The sequence below is a fragment of the Dyella sp. 333MFSha genome (genome assembly GCF_900102405.1).
Classification (GTDB): domain Bacteria; phylum Pseudomonadota; class Gammaproteobacteria; order Xanthomonadales; family Rhodanobacteraceae; genus Luteibacter; species Luteibacter mycovicinus.
In genome coordinates this window covers 316,121-342,133 of the sequence record NZ_FNBR01000003.1, presented here as the reverse complement: position 1 = coordinate 342,133, position 26,013 = coordinate 316,121, and the positions used below count along the sequence as shown (strand labels likewise).

The following is a 26,013-nucleotide window of genomic DNA, read 5'->3' as shown; positions in this document are numbered from 1 at the left end:
ACCGGGGGTAGGGTGTGGCTCCCACCGGCGGTGAGGAATTTCGCGCGCGGTGCGCGCGCCTGCGCGCAGGCGGACGCGGTCCGCCTGCTAGAATTCGGGGTTACTGCCCCCATTGCCCTGCCATGCGATTTCTATTGACCGCGGCGCTTGCCCTGGCCCTCTCCGCCCCCGTCCTCGCCGCACCGCCTGTGAAGCCGGCGCGCCTGGGCCTGTGTGCGGCGTGCCACGGGGAAGACGGCATGGCGCGGATCCCCGGCGCGCCCAATCTGGCCGGGCAGAAGCTCGACTATCTGCGCGAAGCCTTGCGCCAGTACCGTGACGGTCGCCGCGACATCCCCGTGATGCGCGCGGCGACGGGCCCTCTCACCGACGCGGAAGTCGACCAGCTGGCCCAGTGGTTCGCCGCACAGACCCCCACCAGGGCCGCTCCATGAATTTCACCGGCACTCTTATCGGCGCAGTCCTGGGCATGTGGGCGACCCACAACCTGCTCGGCGCCCTCATCGGCGGCGCGCTCGGCTTCATGTTCGATGCCAGTCGCCAGCAGCAACGTCGCCGTACGCCCGCACAGGGTGGCTACATCGCACCGCTGTTCGCGCTGATCGGCGCGGTGGCCAAGGCCGACGGACGGATTTCCGAAGCGGAAATCGCCATCGCCGAACGGCTGATGGTGCGCATGAACCTCGATCAGGAGCAGCGTCGCCAGGCCATCGACGCGTTCAACGAGGGCAAGCAGCCCGAGTTCAACGCGACCGAAGTCATCGACGAGCTTCGTCAGTGGGTCGGTCATCGTCGCGACCACGCGTTCCCCGTGATCGACGTGGTCATCGAGACGGTGCTCGCCGAGGGTGGCAATCCGTCGACCGAAAAGATGGGCATCCTGCGCCAGCTGGCCTTCGCGCTGCGGGTAAGCGACATGGAGCTCATGGCGCTGATGGCGATGAAGGGCTATGCCTGGAACGCCACCGGCGGCGGCCGCTCGTACGGCGGCGGGCAGGGCGGCGGTGGTTACGTGCCGCCGCAGCGGAATACCGCCGGTCCGGACCCCTACGCGGTACTCGGCATCCAGCGCGGCGCCGACGATCGCGCGATCAAGCGGGCCTATCGCAAGCTGATTTCCGAGCATCACCCGGATCGCCTGGGCGACCTGCCGGACGACATGCGTCGCCGGGCGGAAGCGCGGGCCAGCGAGATCAATGCGGCCTACGAGCGGATCAAGGCGGAGAAGGGGTTTAAATGATGACGCGAAGCGCCATCATGTAGGAGCGCGCCCCGCGCGCGACCTTCCGTAATACCGCGACAAAACGCGTCATCCCCGAACGGCTAACGGTACCCATCATGTCCAGGCAATCACCCGTCATCGCCCCCTCCATCCTCTCGGCCGACTTCGCCCGCCTGGGTGAGGACACCCGCAAGGTGCTCGATGCCGGCGCGCAATGGGTGCACTTCGACGTGATGGACAACCACTATGTGCCCAACCTCACGATCGGGCCGATGGTGTTGAAGGCGCTGCGCGATTACGGCATCACCGAGCACATCGACGTGCACCTGATGGTCAAGCCGGTGGATCGCATCGTCCCGGACTTCGCCAAGGCCGGCGCACGCAGCATCAGCTTCCATCCGGAGGCCAGCGAGCATGTGGATCGCACCATCCAGCTGATCCAGGGCGAGGGCTGTGAGGCCGGCCTCGTGTTCAATCCGGCCACACCGCTGAACTGGCTCGACTACGTGATCGACAAGATCGACATGATCCTGATCATGTCGGTGAATCCCGGCTTCGGCGGTCAGAAATTTATCCCTGGCGCCCTGGACAAGATCCGTCATGTGCGTGAGCGCATCGACGCCAGCGGCCGCAACATCCGTCTGGAAGTGGATGGCGGCGTCAATGCCGACAACATCGGCCAGATCGCGGCGGCGGGTGCCGACACGTTCGTCGCCGGCTCGGCGATCTTCAATGCGCCGGATTACGCCGATGTGATCCGTCGGATGCATGCGGCGATCGGCGGCTAAACAAGTTTTCACGAGACAATAGCGAACTGCGTAGTATTGTAATCTCCAGTTCTCGGGGTGAGAGCCTACTGGAGGATGCGCACATGAAGTCGTTGTCCGTATTAGCCCTCACCGCGATGCTCGTCGCTCCCGCCGCTTTTGGCGCCGAGCGACCCCAGCCGCTCCCCGATCAGAAAGACATCGTCGCCAAGTCGCTGCTGCCGTGCCCCGGCGGTCTCGAGCGCTTTCTTCCCGGCGATTACTATTTCTGTTCCGCCGCCCGCAATTACTGGTCCGGCCATCCCGGCCTCGCACGCGAAAGCCTGAAAAACGCGGCACAGTGGGCAAGCAAGCCGGCGCAATACGCGCTCGGCATCATGTATTTCAATGGCGACCGGGCGGAAAAGAATCGTCCGCTGGGTCTTGCCTGGCTGGCGCTCGCCGCCGAGCGGCACGATCCCGCCTACGAACCGGCCTTCATCTCGGCTTACAAAGAGGTGTCGCCGGAAGAGCTTGCGCAGGCCAACGCCTATTGGCAGGACCTGAAGAAGACTTACGGCGATCCGGTGGCCGCCCCGCGTGCCGAAAAACGCTTCGACCGCGAATACGCCCAGATCGCGTGGGCCGTCAACTTCGGCGGAAGCATTTTTGTCGACGGTGTGACGGTTCCCTATAACGACGCGATGGCGAACGACCTGCCGTTGCAGAGTGGGTTTACGCTGGGCCGCATGCTGCAATCGCAGAAGGCCATGTACTTCTACGGTTACGATAGCCACGTCTTCGTGGGTGACGCCGAGCTGGTGCCGATCAGTCAGGTCGCGTCTCGCAAGGACGACTGACGCTTGGGGACACCCGTGCACGTCACGGGTCAAGGTGCGTTTAACGGACTAACTTTCATAGCTGCCGGGGAGGCAGGTGCATGAAAATCTTTCGGACTCTTTCTTTCGTTCTCATGGCGACCGCATCGGTCGGTGCTTCGGCGATGGCGAATACCGCTCAGCCTGCGGATCCCCGGGCCCTGTTGCGCAAGGTCAACGCGTACTGCCCTGGCGGCATCGAGCGCATCCTGCCCGGCGAGTACTACTTCTGCGCCGCCGCTCGCGACTTCGGTAAGAACCACGATGCCCGGGCCCGCGAGCGTCTTCGCGATGCCGCTTACTGGGCGAGCAAGCCGGCGCAGTACGTGCTCGGGCTGATGTACTTCAATGGCGACGATGGCCCGATCAATCGTCCGTTGGGTGTGGCCTGGCTGGCACTCGCATCGGAACGCCACGATCCACGCTTCGAGCCGGCGTTCGCCAAAGCCTACCTGCAGCTGTCGCCTGCGGAAAAAGCCCAGGCGGACGCCTACTGGGTCGACATGCGCGAAAAGTACGGTGACAGGACCGCGGGGACGCGCGCGCACCGGATCTATCTGGCCGAGATGCGTAATCTGCAAGCCGCCTTGATGTTCGGCGGTTCCGTCTTCATCGATGGCATTGCCCCTCCGAATGGCGATTCGGTAGGTTCGTTCAATGGTCCGGGTGGCGCGCGCGCTTCCAGCGTGGGTAGCGGATCCACGGGTTTCACAATTCAACGTCTGATCGGAAAATCAGGCGATGACTTCTTCCGGGGCCTCAACGGGACGGTCACTGTCGGCGATGCCGAAATGGTGCCGCTGGGCAACGTCGTGACGAAGGCGTCGCCGAAGGCTGACTGAGGCCATGAAAAAGCTCCCCCGTCCGGTGCCGGATGGGGGAGTGAAGGAAGCTCCGGCAGGAGCGTCGGGGGAAAGGGTCAGTGCAGGCCGAACAAGACGCCGAGCAGCAGAGCGCCCAGCGCCAGGGTGACGCGCAGGGGCTCGAAGTCGCGTTCGAGTTCGGTGTTGTCAGCGTCGGGTTTGGTCATCGTCGGTTCTCCTCGGCGCCGGTCGGCGCGCCGTCATGCCTAGTTGAATGCCGCACGCGGCGGGCGAGGCGTCCCATAAGGGGCAATCCGCGGATGGTTTATGGCAAAGCGAAGGCAAAGACTTCGTGCACGGCGGTTCGCGGCGATGTATAGGGCGAAACGCGGGCAATCGCGGCGCAGGCCTTGCGCCCGCCGGTCCCCCATAGCACCCTGCGCACGCCGATCCTCCACACGGAATGCCCATGGCCCGCAGCATCGCCATCGTCGAAGACGAACCCCTCATCCGCGCCAACTACGTCGAAGCCCTCAACCGCTTCGGTTACGAGGCCCGCGGCTACGGCTCACGCCGCGATGCGTCGACGGCCTTCGCCATGCGTCTGCCGGAACTGGTCATCATCGACATCGGCCTGGGCGACGAGCCGGAAGGCGGTTTCGATCTCTGCCGCGAGCTCCGCGCCAAATCGGCCACGCTGCCGATTATCTTCCTGACCGCACGTGACTCCGACTTCGACGTCATCTCCGGCCTGCGTCTGGGCGCCGACGACTATCTCTCCAAAGACACGAGCCTGCACCAGCTGGCCGCCCGCATCGCGGCGTTGTTCCGCCGCATCGAATCGCTCAAGGCCCCCGCCGCGAGCGAAACCGTGATCGAACACGGTCCGCTGAAGCTCGAGTCCGAGCGCATGCGCGTCCTGTGGAACGGCATCGAGATTCCGCTCACGGTGACCGAGTTCTGGATGGTGCATACGCTGGTGCGGTTCCCGGGTCACGTGAAGAATCGCGATCAGCTCATGCGTGAAGCGGAGCTCGTCGTGGACGATGCGACGATCACCTCGCATATCAAGCGCATCCGCAAGAAGTTCATCGCGCTGGCGCCCGAGTTCGATGCGATCGAAACGGTGCACGGGGTCGGATATCGCTGGACGCCGTGAGCCTCCGCCAGAAACTCCTCCTCGTCGCCCTCTGCACCCTGGCCCTTCCGGTCGCCGGGTGGCTCTACGTGCGTCAGATGGAGACACTGCTCCGCGAAGGCCAGGCCCAGGCACTCGTGGCCAGCGCGCGAGCCATGGCCCGCAGCCTCGTCGTGGTCGATGCGCCGTTGCCGCCGGCGGGGCCGGCCTGGTTCCTCCAGCGCGCCAACGTGCCGATCACCATCGACGGTTATGCCGACGACTGGGCCTCGCTCAGCCCCTGGGCGCAGCCTTTCGGCAAAAACTCCAGAGTGATGCTGGCCGAGGACGACCACTGGGTCTATTTCTACATCGACGTGCGCGCGACACATCGCCGTCGCGCCGACGCGGCCGACCGCCTCGCGCTCAACGCCGATCACCTCATCGTCTCCATCGCCAGCGGCGACGATAGCCAGCGCTACCTGATGGCCAGCGCCGCGCCCGGCGCGACGACGGCCATCGCACTGGATGCCGATGCGGGCGTGTTGCCCGATCGCATCAACGCGCAGTGGCAGGAAGACGGCAGCGGTTTCCGCGCGGAGTTCCGGCTGCCTCGCGGCCTGCGCCTCGATCGCTTCGGCCTCGGCGTTCATGTCGCCGCGGACGGTGATCCCGATCCACTGACTGCCGACAACCGGCCGCTGATCGATTTCTCCGCGCCGCTGTCGCAGGAAGTGGCGCGTCTGGCGCCGGATGGTGTTCGCGTACGTATTCTCTCGCCCGACGCGTGGCTTGTCGCACAGAGCGGCAAGCTCGCGCTACCGGACCTGCCCGCGGGCGATCGTCCGGGTTGGTTCGCTTCGCTGGTCTATCGCTCGCTGCTGGCGACCCGTCTGGATAGTGACAGCGCGTGGGCCGAAGACGCTCCACGTATCGACCTGCCGGAAGTGCGCGAAGCCATGCAAGGCAAAACCGCCACCGCGTGGCGCGCGGGTGAGGCGCGTGGGAGTGTCGTACTCGCCGCCGCCATGCCGATCCAGATGCAAGGCAAGTGCCACGGCGTGGTGCTGCTCGAACAACCCAGTCGCGCGGTGCCGCTGCTGGCGAACCGCGCGCTGTTCGGTCTGCTGCTGACGAGCTTCGCCGTGCTGCTGGTCGCTGGCGGCGTGCTGCTGTTGTTCGCGACGCGACTGACCATTCGCCTGCGTCGTCTGCGCAACGCCGCCGAGCGTGCGCAGGCCAACGATGGTCGTCTGCATGGCCCATTCCCTCTGACCGATGCCACCGACGAACTAGGTGACCTCGCGCGCAGCTTCGAGCGGCTCTTCGAAGTGGTGGGCGGCTACACCGATTACCTGCGGACGCTGGCATCCAAGCTCTCGCACGAACTCAACACCCCGCTGGCCATCGTCAAATCGTCGCTGGATAATCTCGATCACGCAGGACTGCCGCCGGAAGCCGCGCCTTATCTGGCCCGTGCGCGTGACGGCGTGGCACGCCTCGGCCAGCTGGTGCGAGCGATGAGCGAAGCGAGTCGTATGGAGCGCGCCATCGCATCGGCGGAAGCCGAGGACGTCGACCTCGCCGACATCGTGCGCGGCTGCGCCGAGGGCTACCGCACACTGGCAGGCGATCGCCGCCTCGACGCCGAACTGCCTCCCACGCCGGTCCCGATGCATTGCTCGCCCGAGCTGATCGCGCAGGCGCTCGACAAGCTGTTCGACAACGCGTTGTCGTTTACGCCACCCGGCGGATGGTTGCGCATCGCCCTGACGCCGACCGTCGAGGGCGCGGACATCGAGCTGTCCAACGAAGGGCCGCCGCTGCCCGCGGCGATGCAGGGGCGTCTGTTCGATTCGCTGGTCAGTCTGCGCGACAAGGCGACGCCTGGTGACGCGCCACATCTCGGCCTCGGCCTCTACGTCGTGCGGCTGGTCGCCGAGCGCCATCAGGGGAGTGCCAGCGCGCGGAACCTCGAGGGCGGGGTGGCGTTTACACTGCATTTGAAGGGATTGCCCAGGCAGCGACTGGGCTGATTCGACAGTCCGGCGGGCCCGGCCTTGACGGACTTCGGCCGGAGCTACGGGTTGCCGTAAGGAGAGTCCTTCAGAGCCATCGGCCAGCGTCGATCGTTTGGAAGAAAGGAGGAAAAGGATGAAGTCGATCTGTGCGGTTGTCATCGGTATGGCGTGGTTGACGCAGTCCGTCGGCGCACTGGCCGGGGACGCGGACCAAGGGGTGAGACGGGGAGCTCCGAAAGGTGTCTCCGAGAGCTTCTTCGCCTGCACAGACCGGGCTGGCGGCGACATCGTTGGGCTGGGCAACTGTTCAACCGCCGAAAAGAAGGTCCAGGACGCGCGCCTCAACAAGGCCTATTCGGCTCTGATGAGCAAGCTCGATAGCCAGGGCAAGGATCATCTGCGCGCCGCCGAACGGGCCTGGATCGAATTCAACGCCAGGTCCGTCGACACGGAGCTGGACGTGCGGAGCGAGGAGAAGACCGCAAACATCGACGCGTCGATCAACGAAATTTATCGATACGCGGAGCGAGCCAATACGCTCGAGGGTCTGCTTTCCGTTGTGGGTGATTGAATGGATGCTGCGTCGCATGCGGCGTACTCAACGACATACGCCAGGCACTCGTGGCGCACTCCAGAGCCTGGCTTTTGGACGAAGTTCGGGTCCAGGTAGCAAAAAGGGCGGCTTCCGCGTGGAACCGCCTGTCCCAACCCCAGGGCCTGGGCCTACAATCGGGGGTCACTCCAAGGTCACCCCCGAGACCCATGATCTCCCGCGAACAATTCGACGCCTACGCCGCGCAGGGCTACACCCGTATTCCGCTGGTGCGCGAGGTCTTTTCCGACCTCGACACGCCGCTGTCGGTGTATCTCAAGCTGGCCGATGGCCCGTACACCTTCCTCTTCGAGTCGGTCGAGGGTGGGGCGACCTGGGGACGCCACTCGATGATCGGCTTGCCGGCGCGGCGGGTGTACCGCCTGCGCGGCCATGAGCTGGAAGTCGAGGAGAGCGGCGAGGTCATCGAGCGTCGCCACCTCGAGGATCCGCTGGGTGAGATCGAGCTGCTGCGCAAGCAGTACGAGGTGCCGCAGCTTCCGGGTCTGCCCGATTTCACCGGTGGGCTGGTCGGGTACTTCGGTTTCGAGACGATCGGCTACATCGAAGAGCGCCTCGCCCAATGGGACAAGAAGGACGAGCTCGGTACGCCCGACGTCCTGCTGATGCTCGCGGACGAAATTGCGGTGTTCGACAACCTCAAGGGTCGTCTGTACCTCATCGTACATGCCGACCCCTCGCGTCCACAGGCCTACGCGGAAGCCTCGCGCCGCCTGGATCAGCTGGCCTTCCGCCTGCGTCAGGGCGGCGTTTCGTACCCGCAGCTGCTGCAGCCCGCCGCGCTGGATGAGTCGGATTTCAAGTCGAGCTTCACCCGCGAAGAATACGAGGCGATGGTGCGCAAGGCACAGGAATACATCCTTGCCGGCGATATCTTCCAGGTCGTGCCTTCGCAGCGCATGAGCGTCGGTTTCAACGCGCGTCCGGTGGATGTCTACCGCGCGCTGCGCGCGACCAATCCGTCGCCGTACATGTTCTTCATCGACATCGGTCCGACGCAGATCGTCGGCTCGTCGCCGGAAATTCTCGTCCGCCTGAAGAACGGCCGCGTGGTACTGCGCCCCATCGCGGGCACGCGCCGTCGCGGCAAGGACGAGGCCGAGGACATCGCCCTCGAGACCGAGCTGCTGGCCGATCCGAAGGAGCGCGCCGAGCACCTCATGCTGATCGACCTCGGCCGCAACGATGTCGGCCGCGTCAGCCAGACGGGTACGGTGGAGCTGGCCGAGTCCTTCGTGGTCGAGCGCTACTCGCACGTGATGCACATCGTCTCCCAGGTAGAAGGCGACATCCGTGGCGATCTTTCCTACATGGATGTCATCAAGGCGACCTTCCCGGCCGGTACCGTCAGCGGGGCGCCGAAGGTCCGCGCCCTGGAGATCATCCAGGAGCTGGAACCGTTCAAGCGCAACATCTACGCGGGCGCCATCGGCTGGCTCGGCTGGTGGGGCGACGCCGACACGGCGATCGCCATCCGCACCGCCGTGATCCAGGATGGCCGCCTGCACGTGCAGGCGGGCGGCGGTGTGGTCTATGACTCCGATCCGGCCGCCGAGTGGGAAGAGACCATGAACAAGGGCCGCGCGTTGTTCCGCGCGGTGGCGCAGGCAGCCAAGGGCCTCTAATTTTTGCGGGGCCCTTGCCGATAACCGCCAGGGCGTCGTAAAAATGCGCGCCGCAACCACGCAACGACCTGGCAGCACTCACTTCACGGATCGATTGAACGCATGAGCAGCACACGCACTTTCATCGCGGCAGGAAGCATCGCCATCATGGCCGCCGCCGTTCCGGCGCAGGCCCGTGAGCCCTTCACCGACGACGTCGCCTCGCGGACGCAGGCGCTGGCGCTGCTGGAAACCCTCAATGCCGACCTGCTCAGCCATCCCAGCGCCACGCTCACGCTCGAGCGCTGGTGCGGCGATCATGCGCTGGCCGGTGAGGCGAAGATTCTCGCCCGTCGGGTGAAGGGGCAGGACAAGGTCCTCCCTGACGAGGCGCGGCAGACGCTGGGTATCGGTCCGGATGAGCCGGTGCGTTATCGCCGGGTGCAGCTGGCCTGCGGCGATCACGTGCTGTCCGAGGCCGATAACTGGTACGTGCCGTCGCGCCTCACCCCGGAGATGAACCAGATCCTCGACAGCACCGACCAGCCGTTCGGCAAGGTCGTCCAGGCGCTGCATTTCCGTCGCCAGACGATCAGCGCCGACCTGCTGTGGACGCCGCTGCCCAAGGGCTGGGAGATGGATGCGCCATTGCCCGTGGCGCATAAGGGGGCTCTGGCGATCCCGCACGAGGTGCTGAGGCACCAGGCGGTACTGTTCACCGAGGGGAATCAGCCGTTCAGTCTCGTGGTGGAGACTTACACGTCCGAGGTGCTGGCGTTCGGTCGCAGATAGTCGCCCGGCTCTCACCAAGCGCTTAGCCCATCCGGCCGACTAGGCAGGGCCTCGCCTCCGTTCGAAGCTGTACGTCACGGCATGATGGAGACGAGCAGATGCCTCTGGCGACAGCGAGCTTGCGCAAGACCCCCGCGAGCGGCCTGACGGGTATGAACCCGCTCGGGGCGATGCTCGTCGTTGCGCATGAACCGCGCCTCGGCCCGCAGCCCAATTCACTGGATAACGCGGTGTCCTGCGCGACGCACTGGGTGCAGCTGTCCGACAACCGCCGGCCGGATGCGATGTGGCTCGAGGCGGGCGCGATGATGCAGAGGATCGTGCCGCGCGCGGAGTGGGTGCGCTATATGCGCAAGATCCGCCTCGATCGTGGCTTGCTTGTGGGCCGGGAGTGGTTCGAGGTGACACGCGTGCGGGACCCGGTCGGTCTTCCTGCGGGCGACTATCTCAACGTCATTTTCGTCGCGCATTTCGCCCGCGCGGTGTTGTTCGAGACGGTTTCGCTGGCACCCGGGAACTCGGGCTGGATGCCGGTGGGCTATGTGATCCGGCCGGTGCAGCGCGAGATCAAGTTCGCGTAGGAGAGTTTCGGTGCGCTCGGTAGGCTGCCGTGGGCACAACCCTTTTCGGAGCGATGGCATACTCACCGCCTGAGTTTTAGACGGGGTGTTCCTCATGTCCGATTTCGATCCGCCGACGCGCGAATACACGCGGCCGCAGATGACGCGCGGTGTGGACCCGCAGCGCATGAACTGGCTGTGGCAACTGATCCTTCAGTCGACGGATCTTGATCCGGCGGACGTGCGCAAGGCGCTCAACGCGATGGGTGTCGCCGCGACCGAGAAGCGCATGAAGAGCTGGCAGGTCGGCGACCGCGATGAGGATTATTTCCCGCTGACGATCGCGGAGCTGGAGCGGAATCTGCGCGCGGTCGTCGCGTGGAAGAAGGTCAGGAGTGACGCTGCGTCATCCGAGGCCGCCTCAGCGGCATCGGACGACAGCAGCGATCAGGCGTAACGCTCGGACAGGAACCGGTAGAACGCGCGAAGCCCCTGCGCTTCGCCGCCGCGCGGATGTGCCGGCGTGTCGCCGTCGTTCCATGAGTAAGTGTCCAGGTGCATCCAGTTCTGATTTTCGGGCACGAAGCGCTCGAGATACAGCGCCGCGGTAATCGCGCCGGCATGACGCGATGCGCCGGAGTTGGCGAAGTCGGCGATGTACGAGTCCAGCATGCGCCGGTATGGACGCCACAACGGGAGGCGCCACAGCGGATCGGCGGAGACTTCCGCGGCACCGATGACGTGATCGGCGAGCTGATCGCGATTGGTGAACAGTGCGGGCACTTCGGGACCGAGTGCGACGCGCGCGGCGCCTGTGAGGGTCGCGAAGTCGACGATCAGGTCCGGTGCCTGCTCGACCGCGAAGGCGATGGCGTCGCACAGCACCAGGCGGCCTTCGGCGTCGGTGTTATCCACTTCCACCGTCATGCCGGCGCGGGTGCGAATGACTTCGCCCGGACGCATGGCGTTGCCGCTGATCGCGTTCTCGACGGCGGGCACCAGCAGCGTCAGACGCACCGGCAGCTTCGCCTGCATGATGAGGCCGGCCAGCGCGATCGCGTGTGCCGCGCCGCCCATGTCCTTCTTCATCCAGCGCATGCCGTCGGACGGTTTGATGTCGAGGCCGCCGGTATCGAAGCACACGCCCTTGCCGATGATGACCAGCTTGGGATTCGAATTCTTGCCCCATGTCAGCTCGATCAGACGCGGCGCACGATGGCTCGCGCGACCCACGGCGTGGATCGTGGGGAAGTTGGCGGTGAGCAGTTCATCGCCGACCCACTCGCGCACCTTGGCCTTGTGCGTCGTCGCGTGGGCGCGGATGGCCTCGGCGAGATGCTCGGGGCCCATGTCTTCCGTCGGCGTGTTGACCAGATCACGCACCTGATAGGTCGCGTCGATGATCGGCTGCAGCGAGCGCAGCGTTGCCGAGTCCACCAGCAGCTGCGCCGGTGCGCGACCGCGTGAGCGATACCGGTCGAAACGGTAGGCGCCCAGCGCCCAGCCGAGTGCGACCAGATCGGGATCGGCGGGAATACTTTCCTTGGCGATCTCGTAGGTGCCTTCCGGCAAGCGGTAGGGCAGAGCGCCCAGCGCCATGATCGGTTCCGACGGATCCACACCCACCAGTACCCGCTCGATCACGCCATGGGTGTCGGGCAGCAACAGCACCGCGCCGGGGTTGGGGCGGAAATTCGTCGAGACCATCCACTGGCGATCGGCGGCGGTCAGCCGGGCTTCGAGGGTCGGGATGCTGGAAGCATCGACCATCTCGACAGGTATGGCGCGGCGCTTACCGGACCTGGTTTCGATCAGCGATGGCATCAGGCCTCCCGAGCCCAGCGACGGAGATGTTGCCGCTATTCTAGCTGTCAGCGACCGTCGACGCTTCTATCCAGTCGGCAAGCGACATCATGTCAGCGAATTCCAGGTCCGGCGCGGGCACATGCGACCACGTTTCGCCGTGGCGATTGAGCCATACCGTACGCATGCCGGCATCGCGCGCACCGATCACGTCGAGTAACGGATCGTCACCAACGTGAAGAACGTCTTCAGGCGCAACGCCCAGGGCGTCAGCGGCGGCAAGGAAAATACGCTTGTCAGGCTTGGCGACACCGACGCCCGCGGCATTGAGGCGCGTGTGGAAGAGATGGTGGAGGCCGATGACCTCCAGATCCGCGTTGCCGTTGGAAATCGCGACGATCGGCACGCGCTCGACGATGCGGTTGAGTGCGGGAAGGCTGTCGGGATACAGCTCGACGTTGTTGCGCGCCGCGAAGTAGATGCGCCAGAGTTCGTCGACCGGTGCGTCGTCGATGCCGCAGGCGGCGAAGGCGTGGCGGATGGTCAGCCGACGCTGTTCGCTGAAATCGTGCGAGAGATGCGTGTGGTCGCGGGCGACCTGCTCGCGGAGCTCACGCATGGCCTCGATGGGCCATGCGCTTGCGACTTCGGGATGATGCTCTTTCAGCCATCGGTCCACGCAGTGCTCGGCTTCGATCAGGGCCGGCATGACCGGCCACAGGGTGTCGTCGAGGTCGAGGGATACGGCGCGGACCGGCACGGCTTAGCGGGCGCCGACCTTCAGCACCTGACCCGGATGGACGTTGTTGTCCTTCAGGCCGTTCATCGCGCGAAGCTGGTTCACGTCGACGGCGTTCTTCTTGGCGATCGAGTAGAGCGTGTCGCCAGCCGACACCTTGTAGGTGCGCGACGCGGCGGCAGGCTTCTTCTCAGCCTTGGCGACTTCCTTCGCGGCCGACTTGGAAGCGGCCGGCTTGGCCGCCGGCGCCGCGTCGGCGACCTTCGGCGTTTCCACCTTCGTCGACTTCTCCGTCGCATCGACCGGAGCCGCCGGCTTGGCGACCTGCTTGCCCTTCACCGTGACGGCGTCGGCCGTGACCTTGGCGAACTTACCGCCGACCTTGGCGTTGTCGGAGACCGTGACGGCTTCCGAACGGACGCCCGCGAAGCCGACGTGTGCCGAGGTGCTGACGCTGGCGACGACGCGTGCGAACTGCGACGGCTCGGCCGTGGTGGAGGCGACGGAGCCCTTGGCTTCTTTCGCGACCTTGGCGCCCTTGCCAGCGACCTGGGCCTTGGCGACCGCGGTTTCCTTGGCGACCTGGGCGGCCGGGGTAGCGGCAGCAGCCACGGTCGGCGTAGTCATCGCCTGACCCACGTTGGCACGCGTGCCGACGGTGGAAGCGATCTTCGCGCGACGGGCGGCGTCGTTGGAGGCCAGCGAAGCGCCATCGGCATACGGCACGAGGCTGTGCGAGCGGAGCAGCGAGCTACCGGCGCTGGAGGTGACGAAGCTGATGAATTCCTTGACGTCGGCCGCCTTCGGGCTGGTCTCGTTCGACACCAGATACAGCTCGGTGTAGAGCGGATACGCGCCGCTGCCGACCGTCGACATCGAGGGCGTCACGCCGTCGATCGAGAGGATCTTTACCTTCTTATTCGAGGAGGCACCCGCGAGGGTCGTGGCGCCCAGGCCCTGCTTGTCGAGGGTCACACCCTCTTCGAGCTTGGCGACGTTGACGTACAGGCGCGGGGCGGCGACCGGCTGGTTGCCACGACCGAACAGCAGCTTGCGCAGGCTGTATTCCACGCCGTCGCCGGGGCTCGCCACCGCGTAGAGGTTGATCGGCTGGTCAGCGCCGCCGAGCTCCTTCCAGTTGGTGATCTTGCCCATGTAGATCTCGTGCAACTGCATGAGCGTGATGTTGCTCACCGGGTTGGACGGGTAGGTGACCATGACCAGCGCGTCCCACGCGACCGGCGTAAAGGTCAGCGATTGCTCGGCGCCGCCGATACCCGGGCGTGCCGAGCCGGCGATGTCCGCCGTGCCCTTGGCGACGGCGTCGATACCGGAGGCGGTGTTGAACGGCTGGAGCTCGATCTTGCCTTTGCCGGATTTCTCCCAGGCCTTGGCGACATCGGTAACCACGCCGCGGGCGGTGGTGATGTCACCACGCCACACCAACTGGGTGCCGGCGGCGAATACGGTGGCGGAGGCACTGAGGCCGATCAGCGTGGCGGTGAACAGTCGCGCAAGACGAAGAGACATGGACGGCAAGAACCTCGGGACGGAAGCGGGGTTGGGCAATGGGGCGCCATTGTGGGCTAAGGCGGGCCCGCGCGCACCATTGGCGTCATTCAGCATCCTGCCGAGGGGAAACGGAACGTAGGCTGTCGGGGCAGCCACACCTGTAGGAGCGCGCCCCGCGCGCGACATCTTTTAAGGCGGGGCGTTGAAATTCCTCGTGAAACCGGGTCGCGCGCGGGGCGCGCTCCTACAGGACGGCGTAGTAGATGGCGTTGTCCCTCACGAGCGTCAGCATCAGCTGTCCCGGAATCGGCACCCCTACCGGCAGCCCCTTCACCGAGACGATCTTCCGCTGGCCGATGCCGACGACGATGTCGCCGTCCTTCAGTCCGGCGCGATCGGCCGCCGAGCCGGGCTTCACTCCGGTCAGGGCCACACCGAACAGCCCGCCGGCCTTCTGCTCCGCCGTGAGGTCGCTCAAGGTCACCCCGCTCAGCCGCCGGTCCACCTTGCCGCCATCCAGCGTCCCCAGTCGCGGCGCGGTGATGGTCGCCTCGATGTCCCTGGAGGCCCCCTCCCGCTTCACCGACAACGTCACCTTCGCGCCCAGCGGCAACAAACCCTCCGCATTCCGCACGTCCTGAGAACTCCGCACGGGCTTTCCATTGATCGCCGTCAGCACATCACCCGATTGCAGCCCCGCGCCATCGGCAGGCGATCCCGCATTCACCTGCGTGACCACCGCGCCGGTGGTGTCCTTCACCCCCAGCGCGGCGGCGATACGCGGGGTGAGGTCCTGCACCTCCACGCCGAGGTTTCCGCGACGGACCTTCCCATACGCGAGCAGCTGCTTCATCACGCCTGTCGCCAGGTCCGTCGGAATGGCGAAGCCGATGCCGACGTTGCCGCCCGACGGCGTAAAGATCATCGAGTTGATGCCGACCAGCTCGCCGCGCAGATTCACCAGCGCGCCGCCCGAATTGCCGGGATTGATCGAGGCATCCGTCTGGATGAAGTTCTGGAAGCCCTTGCCCAGGCCCGAACGTCCCAGCGCGGAGACCATGCCCGACGTCGCCGTCTGACCGAGCCCGAACGGATCGCCGACGGCGACGACGAAATCGCCCACTCTCAATTGAGAAGAGTCAGCGATCGGCAGCGCCTGCAATTTGTCGGCAGTGATCTGAAGCAGCGCCACGTCGGTATCCGGGTCGCTGCCGATCAGTTTTCCCTTGAAGTCTCGGCCGTCCTGCAGCGTCACGGTGATATCGTCCGCGCCCCCGACGACATGGTTGTTCGTCAGTACGTAGCCCTTCGCCGCGTCGATCACCACGCCCGAACCCAGGCTCTGCTCCACGCGTTCGCGCGGCACGCCCTGGTTGCCGAACAGCTGGCGAAACAGCGGGTCGTCAAAATACGGGTCGCGTGCCCGCACGCGGGTTTTCGTCGAGATGTTGACCACGGCTGGCGTCACCTTCGCGAGCATCGGTGCCAGCGAGGGCAGCGGCTCGCCGTTGACGGCCGGTGGCAGGGAGGCGAACGCGGGCGAGGCGAGGGCCATCGCCAGGGCGGCGCCGAGGGACAGAATCGGCGAGCGCCGGGGTGTGGATACGGGCATGAACGAACTCCTTGGCTGTGTGCTCCGCGCACGTGGATCGCCGCTTTCGACCACATTCGTGTCGCCGGGTTTCAAACGGTGAGACGCGCGCCGATGACACTTTACATCGCCCCCCTCCGGGGTTAAGGTTCCCACCGGTCGCAACCACAACATCTTGTGTTCCTCTGTTCGCTATTTACCAAGTGCTGGTGTTGCGGATCATCAGGTTCAAGCTACAAACCTTCGTCCTCCAAGGCATTTTTGCCGCCGGGCGAGGGTGGCAAGGATGGTCGCTGCAACTCCGGGGGGAGGGGTAGCGACGGTGGGGCCGACAACAGCCCAATAACACGGCCTACAGAAGCCGAGACACGAGGACGACACATACATGAGCACTTCACGTGCACAAGCCATGGGGCTTGAGACCGCGGCCATTCCGCTTCAGCCCGCCTCGTACGACATCTGGGACAAGAAGTACCGTCTTAAGGCCAAGTCGGGCGTTCCCGTCGACGACTCCGTCGACGGCACCTACCAGCGCGTCGCCCGCGCACTCTCCGACGTGGAAGCCACCGACGAGCTGCGCGCCCACTGGTACGAGCGCTTCCTCTGGGCCCTGCGCCGCGGTGCCATTCCCGCCGGTCGCATCACGTCCAACGCCGGCGCCCTCGCGCACAAGCCGGCCACCTCCACGATCAACTGCACCGTCTCGGGCACCATCCACGACTCGATGGATGACATCCTCGAGAAGGTGCACGAAGCCGGCCTCACGCTGAAGGCCGGCTGCGGTATCGGCTACGAATTCTCGACGCTGCGCCCGCGTGGCGCCTACGTGTCCGGCGCTGGCGCCCACACGTCGGGCCCACTGTCCTTCATGGATATCTACGACAAGATGTGCTTCACCGTCTCGTCGGCCGGCGGCCGCCGCGGCGCGCAGATGGGCACGTTCGATATCAGCCACCCGGATGCCAAGGAGTTCATTCGCGCCAAGCGCGAAGACGGACGCCTGCGTCAGTTCAACCTGTCGCTGCTGATCACCGACGGCTTCATGGACGCGGTGGAAAACGACCAGGACTGGCCGACCGTGTTCCCGGTACACATCAAGGAGCAGCACGAGATCGACCTCTCCGACGCCTCCAGGGTGGTCTGGCGCGAGTGGCCGACCAAGGACAACTACGTCACCCGTGAGGATGGCCTGGTCGCCTGCAAGATCTACGGCCACATCCGCGCGCGGCACCTGTGGGACATGATCATGGTCTCGACGTACGACTACGCCGAGCCGGGTTTCATCCTGATCGACCGCGTCAACGAGATGAACAACAACTGGTGGTGCGAGCACATCCGTGCCACCAACCCCTGCGGCGAGCAGCCGCTGCCGCCGTACGGCTCGTGCCTGCTCGGCTCGGTCAACCTCACCACCTTCGTGCGCGATCCGTTCGGCCCGAAGGCGAAGTTCGACTGGGAGGAGTACCGCGAGGTGGTCCGCGTCTTCACCCGCATGCTCGACAACGTGGTCGAGATCAACGGCCTGCCGCTGCCGCAGCAGCAGAAAGAGATCCTCTCCAAGCGTCGCCACGGCATGGGCTTCCTCGGCCTCGGCTCGACGCTGACCATGCTGAAGATGCGCTACGGCGCCGCCGACGCGGTGGCATTCACCGACGAAGTGTCGCGTGAAATGGCCATTGCCGGCTGGGAAGTCGCCTTGGAACTGGCGAAGGAAAAGGGCCCGGCCCCGATCCTCGCGCAGGAGTACGAGGTCACCGCCGAGATGCTGCGCAAGCGCCCGGAGATGGCGAAGGACGGCTGGAAAGTCGGTCAGACCATCAAGGGCAGCGCCCTGCACGCGAAGTATTCGCGCTACATGCAGCGCGTGGCCTCGGTCGCCCCCGAGCTGGTCGACGCCCTCGCCGAGACCGGCGCGCGCTTCACCCACCACTCGTCGATCGCGCCCACCGGCACCATTTCGCTGAGCCTGGCCAACAATGCCTCCAACGGCATCGAGCCCAGCTTCGCGCACCATTACTCGCGTAACGTGATCCGCGAAGGCAAGAAGTCGAAGGAAAAGGTCGAGGTCTACAGCTACGAGCTGCTGGCCTATCGCGCCCTCATCAACGGGGACGCCATGCCGTACTCCGACGACCCGAAGGCCCGCCTCCCGGATTACTTCGTCGCCGCCGACGACATCAGCCCGAAAGAGCATGTCGACATCCAGGCGGCCTCGCAGAAGTGGATCGACTCGTCCATTTCCAAAACCGCGAATGTCCCGACGGACTACCCGTACGAAGACTTCAAAGACATCTATTTCTACGCATATAAGCAGGGTTTGAAGGGTTGCACGACCTTCCGGTTCAACCCCGCCGCGTTCCAGGGCGTACTGGTCAAGGAGACTGACCTTGAGAACACCCTCTATCGCTTCGAATTGGAAGACGGTAGCGTTGTCGAACTGAAGGGTAACGACGAGGTTGAATACGACGGTGAAATGCACACCGCCGCGAACCTTTTCGATGCTTTGAAGGAAGGCTATTACGGTAAGTTCTGACCCCGCGGAGAGGGAATACGTATGTCGAGTGAAAACCAGATCGTCGAGGGTGAGCTGCCCTCGGTCGATACCATCGATACCGACAGCACGCCGGCAGCGGAGACGGAAGTCGCCGCTGACGTTGCGCCTGCTGCACCGGTTGTCGCCAAGAAGGTCGTGAAGCGCAAGCCCGTCGCGAAGAAGGTGATCGAAGCCACTGCGCCGACGCCGTCGAGCGACACGGCTGTCCAGCACGACGAAGAAGTCACCCCGGTGGCTGATGAGCCGGCGCCGGTCGCCGCTGTGAAAAAGCCGCGCAAGCCGGCCGTCCGCAAGCCGAAGGCTGCGGTCGTCGAAGCTGCTCCGGTCGAAGTCGAGGCTCCGGCCCCGGCCAAGAAGGCGGCGAAGAAGGCCACCCGTAAGGCTCCTGCGAAGGCTGCCCCGATGGCTGCGAAGAAGGCCACCAAGAAGGCTGCTTCGAAGAAGGCCACGAAGAAGGCTGCCGTGAAGAAGGTCGCTGCCAAGAAGGCCGCGGTCAAAAAGGCTCCGGCCAAGAAGACCGCCGCCAAGAAGGCCGCCGTGAAGAAGGTTGCCGCCAAGAAGGCCGCGGTCAAGAAGGCTCCGGCCAAGAAGACCGCCGCCAAGAAGGCTGCCGTGAAGAAGGTCGCCGCCAAGAAGGCATCGGCCAAGAAGGCTGTCGCGAAGAAGGTCGGTCGTCCGGCCAAGTCGGTCGCGGCGAAGAAGCCGGGTCGTCCGGCCAAGTCGGCTGCGGCGAAGAAGCCGGGTCGTCCGGCCAAGTCGGCCACGGCGAAGAAGCCAGGTCGTCCGGCCAAGTCGGCTGCCGCCAAGAAGGGACGCGTCGCCAAGACGGTCGCTGCCGGTCGCAAGACCGCGAAGAAGGCCGCTGGTCGCGTCGCGAAGAAGGTAGCTGCCGGTCGTAAGACCGCAAAGAAGGCTGGCCTTCGCGTCGTCAAGGTCGCATCGGGCGCCCGCAAGGCCATCAAGAAGGCCGCCGCCCAGGTGGTTCGCCGGAACGCCGGCCGCCCCGCAACGAAGAAGACGGCCGCCAAGGCCGCCGGCAAGACGACCGCTCGCAAGGCGGTTGGCAAGAAAGCGGCTACGGCCGTCAAGAGGTCCACTGCCAGCAAGACCGGTCGTACGTCGGCACGCAAGTCCGCCGTTCGTGGCCGTCGTAAGTAAGTAGTACCCATCCGGCCCGGCGTACGCGCCGGGCCGGATAACCAGCACAAGAAGAGAAGAAGATCATGGCGATCAAGATCGACAAGAAGATCAAGGGCTACAACGTCGTCAAGCCCGAAGACAAGGCCGCTCCGGCCCCCGTCGTCGCACCCGTCAAAGAGGTTGCGCCGGTCGCCGAAGTCATCCAGATGCACGAGAGCCTCGAGCGTCCGGAAACCCTGGTCGGCAGCACGTACAAGATCAAGTCGCCGCTCTTCGAGCACGCGCTGTACGTGACGGTCAACGACATCGTCCTGAACGCCGGTACCCAGCACGAACAGCGCCGCCCCTTCGAGCTCTTCATCAACTCGAAGAACATGGACCACTTCCAGTGGATCGTGGCGCTCACCCGAATCTTGTCCGCCGTCTTCCGCAAGGGTGGCGACGTGACGTTCATCGTCGAAGAGCTCAAAGCCGTCTTCGACCCCCGCGGCGGCTACTTCAAGGCCGGCGGCGTGTACATGCCCAGCATCGTGGCCGAAATCGGCGGCGTGATCGAAACGCACATGAAGTCGATCGGGCTGATCCACGATCCGGAAATGAGCGATGCGACGCGCAAGCTCATTGCCGAGAAGCGTGCGGCTTATGAGAACGCCAATGCGAAGCCGGCCGCTGCCGCCGCATCGGCCACCTCGGCTGCCGCTGCTTCTGTAGGAGCCAGCCCTGCTGGCGAAAGCCAGGCCGCCTCACACACCAATGCTTCCGGGTTCCCGGCTGGCGCGACCCTTTGTGCCAAGTGCAATACGCAGGCGCTGGTGCTGATGGATGGGTGCCAGACTTGTTTGAATTGTGGGTATTCGAAGTGCGGTTGAGGGGGTGCCTCCCACATTTCCTGCTTTTCTTTCGACGGCGGCCGGCTCATAACAGGTGCCTTTAATTCATGCACCCACATCGCACGTGTTGCCAGTAATAAATAATGACTTCTAAGATACGCGCATCATCCTCAGCAGCAGAAGTGTCGCTGGTGAGTGACTACATTGGAAATAAACGTAACGTTATAGACTTTGTTACCCAGCCCTTGCGCGAGCTTGGTGTGTCGAGGCCGCTTCAGGTTATGGATCTTTTTGCCGGCACCGGAGCCGTATCCGCAGCTTTCAAGCAATTGGGTCATAAGGTTACAGCCAACGATCATTTATCGACTTGCTTTACGTTGACCTCGGCCGCGCTTCTAAATCACTCGCTGCCTCGATTCGAGGGACTTTTTGGGCTTGAATCCGAGCGGGTTCATGGAGAGCGGTATCACGCGATCCTGGATTATCTAAATTCGTTGCAGCCTCTTCGCGGCTTTGTTTACGAAACGTATTCGCCCGCTTCCAGTGAAGTCGCAGGCGTCGCCCGAATGTATTTTACTGAGGCTAACGCACAGCGAATCGATGCAATTCGTGCGTCAATCGAGGTTTTGAGAGGTCGACTCACCCTTGGGGAATATGCGCTGCTTCTCAGTGACCTGCTCCGAGCGGCCAGCTCTGTCGCCAACATTGCAGGCACCTACGGGAGCTACTTGAAAGAATGGAAACCAAAGGCTCTCCAATTGGTCGTGCTCAAGCCTGCGAGCTTTGTGGACGGGTGTCGCGATGGTCATCAGGTCTGGTCAATGGACGCGGGGGAAGCCGTGAAAATGGCAGCTGTAGATGTCATATACGCAGATCCGCCATATACAAAACGGCAGTACGCGGCCTATTACCACGTGCTCGAGACCATCGCGAGAAATGATCGTCCGATTGTCACTGGGCGCACTGGCCTTCGGGCTTGGCAAAGCGAGTCATCAGATTTTTGCTACAAGAAGAAAGCGCCGGCGGCATTGGTGAAGATTTTATCTTCGATGCGGGCTCGCCATCTTCTGCTTAGCTAGCCGAAGCGACCTTCAGCGCGTGGGCGGCTCGGGTGAAGAAGCCGCTGGCCGAGCAGCTTCTGAAATGAGGTCATTAAAGACGCCCTGCGAACAAAATGGTGAGCGCACCGGACCGGCGTGAGCCGGTGCGCTGTCTGGTCGGCAGGGAAGTGAGCGAGCGTCGATGCTGACATGAGCGCAAGCGCCTACCGCTATGAGCCGCGCCCCGACCGTAGCGTCGAACTCCGTGAGGCGATCTGCGCGCTGGCTCATCGGCATAAACGCTATGGCGTGGGCATGATCCATCTGAAGCTTCGCCAGGCCGGGCACCCGGTGAATTACAAGCGCACGGCGCGCTTGTATTAGGACGCCAGACTCCATGTGGGGCGGCGCAAGCGAAAGAAAGTCGTGCCGGCCGAAAGACAGCCACTAATTCGGCAGGCGGCTGCGAACGAGGTCTGGTCGATTGATTTCGTGTTTGATCGCACCGCCGAGGGCCGCATCATTAAATGCCTGTGCTAGCGATTTGGCGAAAGGCTCACAGTGATTCCGGACTCGAGATCGGACCGCCATTGCTCTGGCTCATTTTTACGAGGCAACCGGAATCTGGCCCGACGAGGGCGCACTGATCGTGATTCAACGGTAAATGCGCCATCGACCCAGGCGACCCAGGTAAATCGAGGTTCCCCGTCTGCCTCATTCGGGTTCGCCCTGAATTAGCTTGCGGATCCTTTCCGAGGATCGGACCCCTATTTCTTTTGCTACTAGTCGGCCGTTCTTGAACACTAAAGTTGCAGGGACACCCGTTACTCCATATTTTGCCGCTACGTCGCGGCAATCGTCGACGCTGGCTTCACCCGATGGGAGATCAAGGACAACAACGGCAGTGAGCTCTGCGGCTTGCGGTTGCTGACGCCCCTGGTCGACGTCATCGATGCCGGCGACGGGAACGCCCTGGTCACGGTCCCCTACTGGACGGCTTGCGATGGCCTCGACGCCACCGTCGTAAAGCTGATCATGGTCTACAAGGACAAGAAGTACGCCATCCGGGGCAGCCTGCCGAACCAGGCGAGCGACGAGATCACCCGTACGCCGGGCGACAGCTTCAAGACGCTGCCGGACGTCGTCCAGAAGACCGCGCTTGCCTACTACGCCAGGGTAGAGGCGGCCGCGAAGAAGGCGGCGGACTGGAGCGATCCCTCCTCAGGGAAGTAAAGGCTCTTGATCCAGACCCGCCGATGTATGCAGGATAGGCGGTCAGGGGTTCACGGAGACTAACGGTGCTTGAACGCACATCGCGCCTGCTACGTATTGCTTTGATCGTCCCGCTGCTCGGCCTCCTTCCCGGTGTCTCGACGGGCGCCGAGCCGAATGATTTCCCGCACTTCGTTGCTCACGCGCAAGACATCTTCCAGGGCAAGGGTGACGACTTCGCCTCTTATGTCGCGCTTCACGACGCCTACGACCGGCTGACACCTGCGGCTCGGAAGGGCGCCGGCCAGCTCCTGTCCATGATCGACGCCATGTACGGGCGCTACGATGATGCGAGTCGGCACTACGCCGACACGTTCCCCGCCAAGGTGCCGCCGCTGTGCCCGTCGGGTCCGTACGCGCAGACACCTTTGGATGCGGCGATACTCACGGTAGCCGCCAGGTCACGCGTGCTGCTGATCAACGAATCCCACTCGATGGTCCAGACGCGAGCGGCGATCATCGAGCTGCTTCCCACCTTGCGCAAAGCAGGCTTCACGGACCTCGCGCTGGAGGCTCTCAACCCGGCGAACGCCGATTCATTGATCAATGCACCCGCCGGCGCAGGACGCAGCGCCCTCCCCGACGACATCAAGGCAGGCTTCTACCTCCGCGAGCCCGTGTACGCGAGGATGGTCGAGAACGCGAAGTCCCTGGGCTTCGGCCTCGTCGCCTATGAAAGCGAAGACGTCGATCACCAACGACGGGAAGCCCAACAGGCAGATCATCTTCAGGCATGGCTGAATTTGCACCCCAAAGGGCGGTTGCTCGTCATCGCAGGCTACTCGCACATCTGGAAGAACGAGGGCTGGATGGCCGAGAAGCTTATGGCGTCAACGGGTGGCGCCGTCGTGTCGATCGATCAGATCGATGGCCTTGGTGGATGCCGGGGACCGAAGCCAGCGGCCGTGCCGTCCCTGTGGCTCTCGTCGGCAGGGCAGGCCTGGACATTACACCCGGAGCGAGTCGACGCGACGGTAACCTGGCGTACGAGCGACCGGCGCGGTCACGCTTCGACCTGGTTGTCTCTTGGCGGGATGCGGAAGCCCGTATCGGTCCCGAGTGCATGCCACGGTAAGCGGCCATGTCTTGTGGAAGCGACGCGGGATGACGCGCGCGGTGGTGTCCCGGAAGATCGCCTCGTTACCTTTAAGGCATCGGAGTCGTCCATTCTGTACGTCACTCCTGGAAACTATATCGTGGTCGAGCGAACGCTGAAGGACGTACGGAGACGAAGTCTCGACGTGCAGCGCGATGGGACCCCGGTCTGGAAGCTCCTGCCTTGAGGGACTCGCATAACGTAGCGCGGGCTGATCAGTTGGTCATGGTCCACGTTAGGATGCCCCATCGATCGGCAACTCACGCTGCCGGAAGGGGGTGCGCGTGAAGCGCGGCAGCCCTCTGACGTTTTGCCTGATTCTCCTGGCCCCGTAGTCGTTGCCAGGAGCAATTCAGCGGCGGATAGCAGAGAGGACGATCAGAAGAAAAGGACCGGGAATGCCCTCACACACACCAGACCCCTCATTAGCCGGCCCCCTCTACGGAAGGGATCCCTGGCCGCTCCGCTTCCACTCCCACAGCTTTGACGCAATCTGCTTCAACACGCTGGCATGCAGCATCGTCTACGACCGTCGGCAGTTTGGCACCCAGAAGCTTGACCAGCGCGGTGAACCTTACGACGACATCTCAGGTGAGCCGCCTTTTGGAGCATGGCGTCAGCGCTGGACAGGACATCACAGTGTCCCTCCCGCCAACGGCAGGACATTCCCGTCCGATGTTGAAATCAAATGGAAGTCACTGAGCGGTGACTGGCATGCGGCAACGCTCGATCTGGACAAGATATTCAGGCGCCGCCTCGTTCTCCACAATGTGGCCCGGGAGGACGTAAAGGAAGCCTGGCTGGACGCAAAGTCCGTACATCCCGTGAGTCCGGACATTCTTGTTGAAGTTAACGACCGGACGATCAATGTCTTCATGCGCGCACTCGTCGTAACGGAAGTCGCGCAGGAGCCTGGCAATGCAAACAGTCATTTCCGTGACGACCTGATGCTGGCATGGACTCACCATGACTGATCGTAAGGCCATTGTCTCGACAAAGGTTCGGATTGCCGCCGATGGCATCGGCGATGATGGCGTTGGACATACCTGTCTTACGGATGCACAGCTGGATCCCTATGCCGTCGCCATCGGAGCCCTGAGCCACTTCGACGTACCCATCCTCGTCAGGGCCGGCCATCCTCACGAAAGACTCTTCGTCGTCATGTTCGATGTGACCCAGCGAGAGAAAACGTCGGTCGTCGATCGCCCGCAGAACGTGTGCAAAATATCCGATGACATCAGAGCACGGGTCCAGCTTGGCAACGACGAGGTGCGAGGCGTCTACGTCACCGGCCCTGGGGTGCCGGAAGGGTGGTTCGCACCGTTCACTGATCGCTACCGGAAGAAAATCTTCGAGCAGGGCATTCACCGGGCATACGATGACCTGATCGTGACAGCCAATCGCTGGAGGCGCGATGATCCTGACGCCGCTATCCGTGTGCACAGCATCGGCTTCAGCCGCGGTGCCAGCCAGGCCGCCGTATTCGCCCGGTTGCTCCACGAACGAGGAATCCCATACCTCGACAGCGAAGTGCGTTCCGCTCGGGGCTCGGTTCGCTATGAGCGATACATCACTGAGCCCGGGCAAACGATTCAGACGGTCGGACTTTTCGACCCCGTCGCGACCGGGGTGCCGATGCTTTTCGATAGGCGGCTACCACCCAGTGTCGTCTCAGGACTTCAACTTACGGCGGTGCATGAGCGGCGGATCGCATTCCGGTCGGATCAGATTCTCCCGCCCGGCTTGTCGGAGGACGGTCGCTTCCTGCATCTCATGCTTCCCGGCACTCATGCGGACGTGGGCGGCGGGTATTGGCGAGACGGGTTGTCGATACGTGCAGGCAACATCATGCGGAATTACAGCAACGCGCTGTGCGAAAGGCCTTACCTGACGCTGGACTTTGAGCCAATGGACCAGCGCTTGAACGTCATTCACCAGTCTCACGAGCATACGACGATCTCTCGCCTGGATCCGCGTGTGGCGGAACGAGGCACTCCCAGCGGAACCAACACGGTTCTGGTTCCGAAGAAGGCGGATCGATAGCTGTCACGTGGCACCTGGCGCGCCGTCAGCTGACGGC

Annotated in this window: 24 protein-coding genes and 1 pseudogene; 21 read left to right on the top strand and 4 right to left on the bottom strand. The window is 63.9% G+C overall.

Translation table 11 applies throughout. The annotated features are described in order from the left end of the window. Positions 1-122 precede the first annotated feature (122 nt). From BLT40_RS14915 to BLT40_RS14860, 12 genes are all read left to right on the top strand, one after another. Positions 123-434 (top strand): c-type cytochrome, encoded by a 312-nt coding sequence (locus BLT40_RS14915; RefSeq protein WP_043692123.1) that lies wholly within the window; start codon positions 123-125, stop codon positions 432-434. Next, positions 431-1,240, top strand: a complete 810-nt coding sequence (djlA, locus tag BLT40_RS14910) for a co-chaperone DjlA (protein WP_036116111.1) — start codon at positions 431-433, stop codon at positions 1,238-1,240. The genes BLT40_RS14915 and djlA overlap by 4 nt, the downstream gene beginning before the upstream one ends. 98 nt (positions 1,241-1,338) lie before the next feature. Next, positions 1,339-2,010, top strand: a complete 672-nt coding sequence (gene rpe / locus BLT40_RS14905) for a ribulose-phosphate 3-epimerase (RefSeq protein ID WP_036116110.1) — start codon at positions 1,339-1,341, stop codon at positions 2,008-2,010. Positions 2,011-2,093: 83 nt separating this feature from the next. Continuing rightward, positions 2,094-2,828, top strand: coding sequence for a hypothetical protein (locus BLT40_RS14900; protein ID WP_051944014.1), 735 nt, complete (start codon positions 2,094-2,096; stop codon positions 2,826-2,828). 80 nt (positions 2,829-2,908) lie between these two features. Further along, complete coding sequence (locus BLT40_RS14895) at positions 2,909-3,688, top strand: SEL1-like repeat protein (protein ID WP_143025898.1); 780 nt, start codon at positions 2,909-2,911, stop codon at positions 3,686-3,688. 430 nt (positions 3,689-4,118) lie between these two features. Next, positions 4,119-4,808, top strand: coding sequence for a proteobacterial dedicated sortase system response regulator (gene pdsR / locus BLT40_RS14890; RefSeq protein ID WP_036116108.1), 690 nt, complete (start codon positions 4,119-4,121; stop codon positions 4,806-4,808). Continuing rightward, entirely contained in the window at positions 4,805-6,802 is a 1,998-nt protein-coding gene (locus BLT40_RS14885; protein ID WP_090354508.1) for an ATP-binding protein, read from the top strand. The genes pdsR and BLT40_RS14885 overlap by 4 nt, the downstream gene beginning before the upstream one ends. Before the next feature lie 118 nt (positions 6,803-6,920). Beyond that, the gene (locus BLT40_RS14880; RefSeq protein WP_090354506.1) at positions 6,921-7,358 is read left to right on the top strand and encodes a lysozyme inhibitor LprI family protein; all 438 of its coding nucleotides are present in this window, start codon (positions 6,921-6,923) and stop codon (positions 7,356-7,358) included. Positions 7,359-7,549: 191 nt separating this feature from the next. Further along, the gene (gene trpE, locus BLT40_RS14875; RefSeq protein WP_036116106.1) at positions 7,550-9,025 is read left to right on the top strand and encodes an anthranilate synthase component I; all 1,476 of its coding nucleotides are present in this window, start codon (positions 7,550-7,552) and stop codon (positions 9,023-9,025) included. A 102-nt stretch (positions 9,026-9,127) separates the two neighbouring features. Then, positions 9,128-9,796: a hypothetical protein gene (locus BLT40_RS14870; RefSeq protein WP_090354502.1), complete on the top strand. Its 669-nt coding sequence runs from the start codon at positions 9,128-9,130 to the stop codon at positions 9,794-9,796. Between the two features lie 98 nt (positions 9,797-9,894). Then, positions 9,895-10,377: a DUF4019 domain-containing protein gene (locus BLT40_RS14865; protein ID WP_090354499.1), complete on the top strand. Its 483-nt coding sequence runs from the start codon at positions 9,895-9,897 to the stop codon at positions 10,375-10,377. Positions 10,378-10,471: 94 nt separating this feature from the next. After that, the gene (locus tag BLT40_RS14860; RefSeq protein WP_090354496.1) at positions 10,472-10,813 is read left to right on the top strand and encodes a hypothetical protein; all 342 of its coding nucleotides are present in this window, start codon (positions 10,472-10,474) and stop codon (positions 10,811-10,813) included. On the opposite strand, the gene BLT40_RS14855 is transcribed toward BLT40_RS14860, so the two are convergent. From BLT40_RS14855 to BLT40_RS14840, 4 genes are all read right to left on the bottom strand, one after another. Then, entirely contained in the window at positions 10,804-12,180 is a 1,377-nt protein-coding gene (locus tag BLT40_RS14855) for a leucyl aminopeptidase family protein (RefSeq protein WP_090354491.1), read from the bottom strand. The two genes, BLT40_RS14860 and BLT40_RS14855, sit on opposite strands and share 10 nt — an antisense overlap. Before the next feature lie 40 nt (positions 12,181-12,220). Continuing rightward, positions 12,221-12,919, bottom strand: a complete 699-nt coding sequence (locus BLT40_RS14850) for an HAD family hydrolase (protein WP_090354488.1) — start codon at positions 12,917-12,919, stop codon at positions 12,221-12,223. 3 nt (positions 12,920-12,922) lie between these two features. Next, on the bottom strand, positions 12,923-14,428 hold the full coding sequence (locus BLT40_RS14845) for a LysM peptidoglycan-binding domain-containing protein (RefSeq protein WP_090354485.1): 1,506 nt from the start codon (positions 14,426-14,428) through the stop codon (positions 12,923-12,925). A 226-nt stretch (positions 14,429-14,654) separates the two neighbouring features. Next, complete coding sequence (locus BLT40_RS14840; protein WP_090354483.1) at positions 14,655-16,022, bottom strand: Do family serine endopeptidase; 1,368 nt, start codon at positions 16,020-16,022, stop codon at positions 14,655-14,657. A gap of 364 nt (positions 16,023-16,386) precedes the next feature. Here BLT40_RS14840 and BLT40_RS14835 point away from each other — a divergent pair, with 364 nt between their 5' ends. From BLT40_RS14835 to BLT40_RS14795, 9 genes and pseudogenes are all read left to right on the top strand, one after another. After that, complete coding sequence (locus tag BLT40_RS14835; RefSeq protein ID WP_090354480.1) at positions 16,387-18,534, top strand: adenosylcobalamin-dependent ribonucleoside-diphosphate reductase; 2,148 nt, start codon at positions 16,387-16,389, stop codon at positions 18,532-18,534. Positions 18,535-18,555: 21 nt separating this feature from the next. Next, positions 18,556-19,713: a hypothetical protein gene (locus BLT40_RS20660; protein WP_255364028.1), complete on the top strand. Its 1,158-nt coding sequence runs from the start codon at positions 18,556-18,558 to the stop codon at positions 19,711-19,713. A gap of 65 nt (positions 19,714-19,778) precedes the next feature. Then, positions 19,779-20,564 carry a TSCPD domain-containing protein gene (locus BLT40_RS14825; RefSeq protein WP_090354477.1) on the top strand — a complete coding sequence of 262 codons (786 nt, stop codon included), beginning with the start codon at positions 19,779-19,781 and terminating at the stop codon, positions 20,562-20,564. Positions 20,565-20,716: 152 nt separating this feature from the next. Continuing rightward, complete coding sequence (locus BLT40_RS14820) at positions 20,717-21,604, top strand: DNA adenine methylase (protein ID WP_176809190.1); 888 nt, start codon at positions 20,717-20,719, stop codon at positions 21,602-21,604. A 63-nt stretch (positions 21,605-21,667) separates the two neighbouring features. Further along, positions 21,668-22,096: pseudogene (locus tag BLT40_RS14815) on the top strand (IS3 family transposase); the annotation flags it as partial. A 387-nt stretch (positions 22,097-22,483) separates the two neighbouring features. Further along, positions 22,484-22,798: a hypothetical protein gene (locus BLT40_RS14810; RefSeq protein ID WP_143025897.1), complete on the top strand. Its 315-nt coding sequence runs from the start codon at positions 22,484-22,486 to the stop codon at positions 22,796-22,798. A 65-nt stretch (positions 22,799-22,863) separates the two neighbouring features. Beyond that, entirely contained in the window at positions 22,864-24,120 is a 1,257-nt protein-coding gene (locus BLT40_RS14805; RefSeq protein ID WP_090354468.1) for a hypothetical protein, read from the top strand. A gap of 211 nt (positions 24,121-24,331) precedes the next feature. Then, the gene (locus tag BLT40_RS20115; RefSeq protein ID WP_143025896.1) at positions 24,332-24,907 is read left to right on the top strand and encodes a hypothetical protein; all 576 of its coding nucleotides are present in this window, start codon (positions 24,332-24,334) and stop codon (positions 24,905-24,907) included. Then, positions 24,900-25,976: a phospholipase effector Tle1 domain-containing protein gene (locus tag BLT40_RS14795; RefSeq protein WP_090354462.1), complete on the top strand. Its 1,077-nt coding sequence runs from the start codon at positions 24,900-24,902 to the stop codon at positions 25,974-25,976. Before BLT40_RS20115 ends, BLT40_RS14795 begins: the two co-directional genes overlap by 8 nt. Positions 25,977-26,013 lie beyond the last annotated feature (37 nt).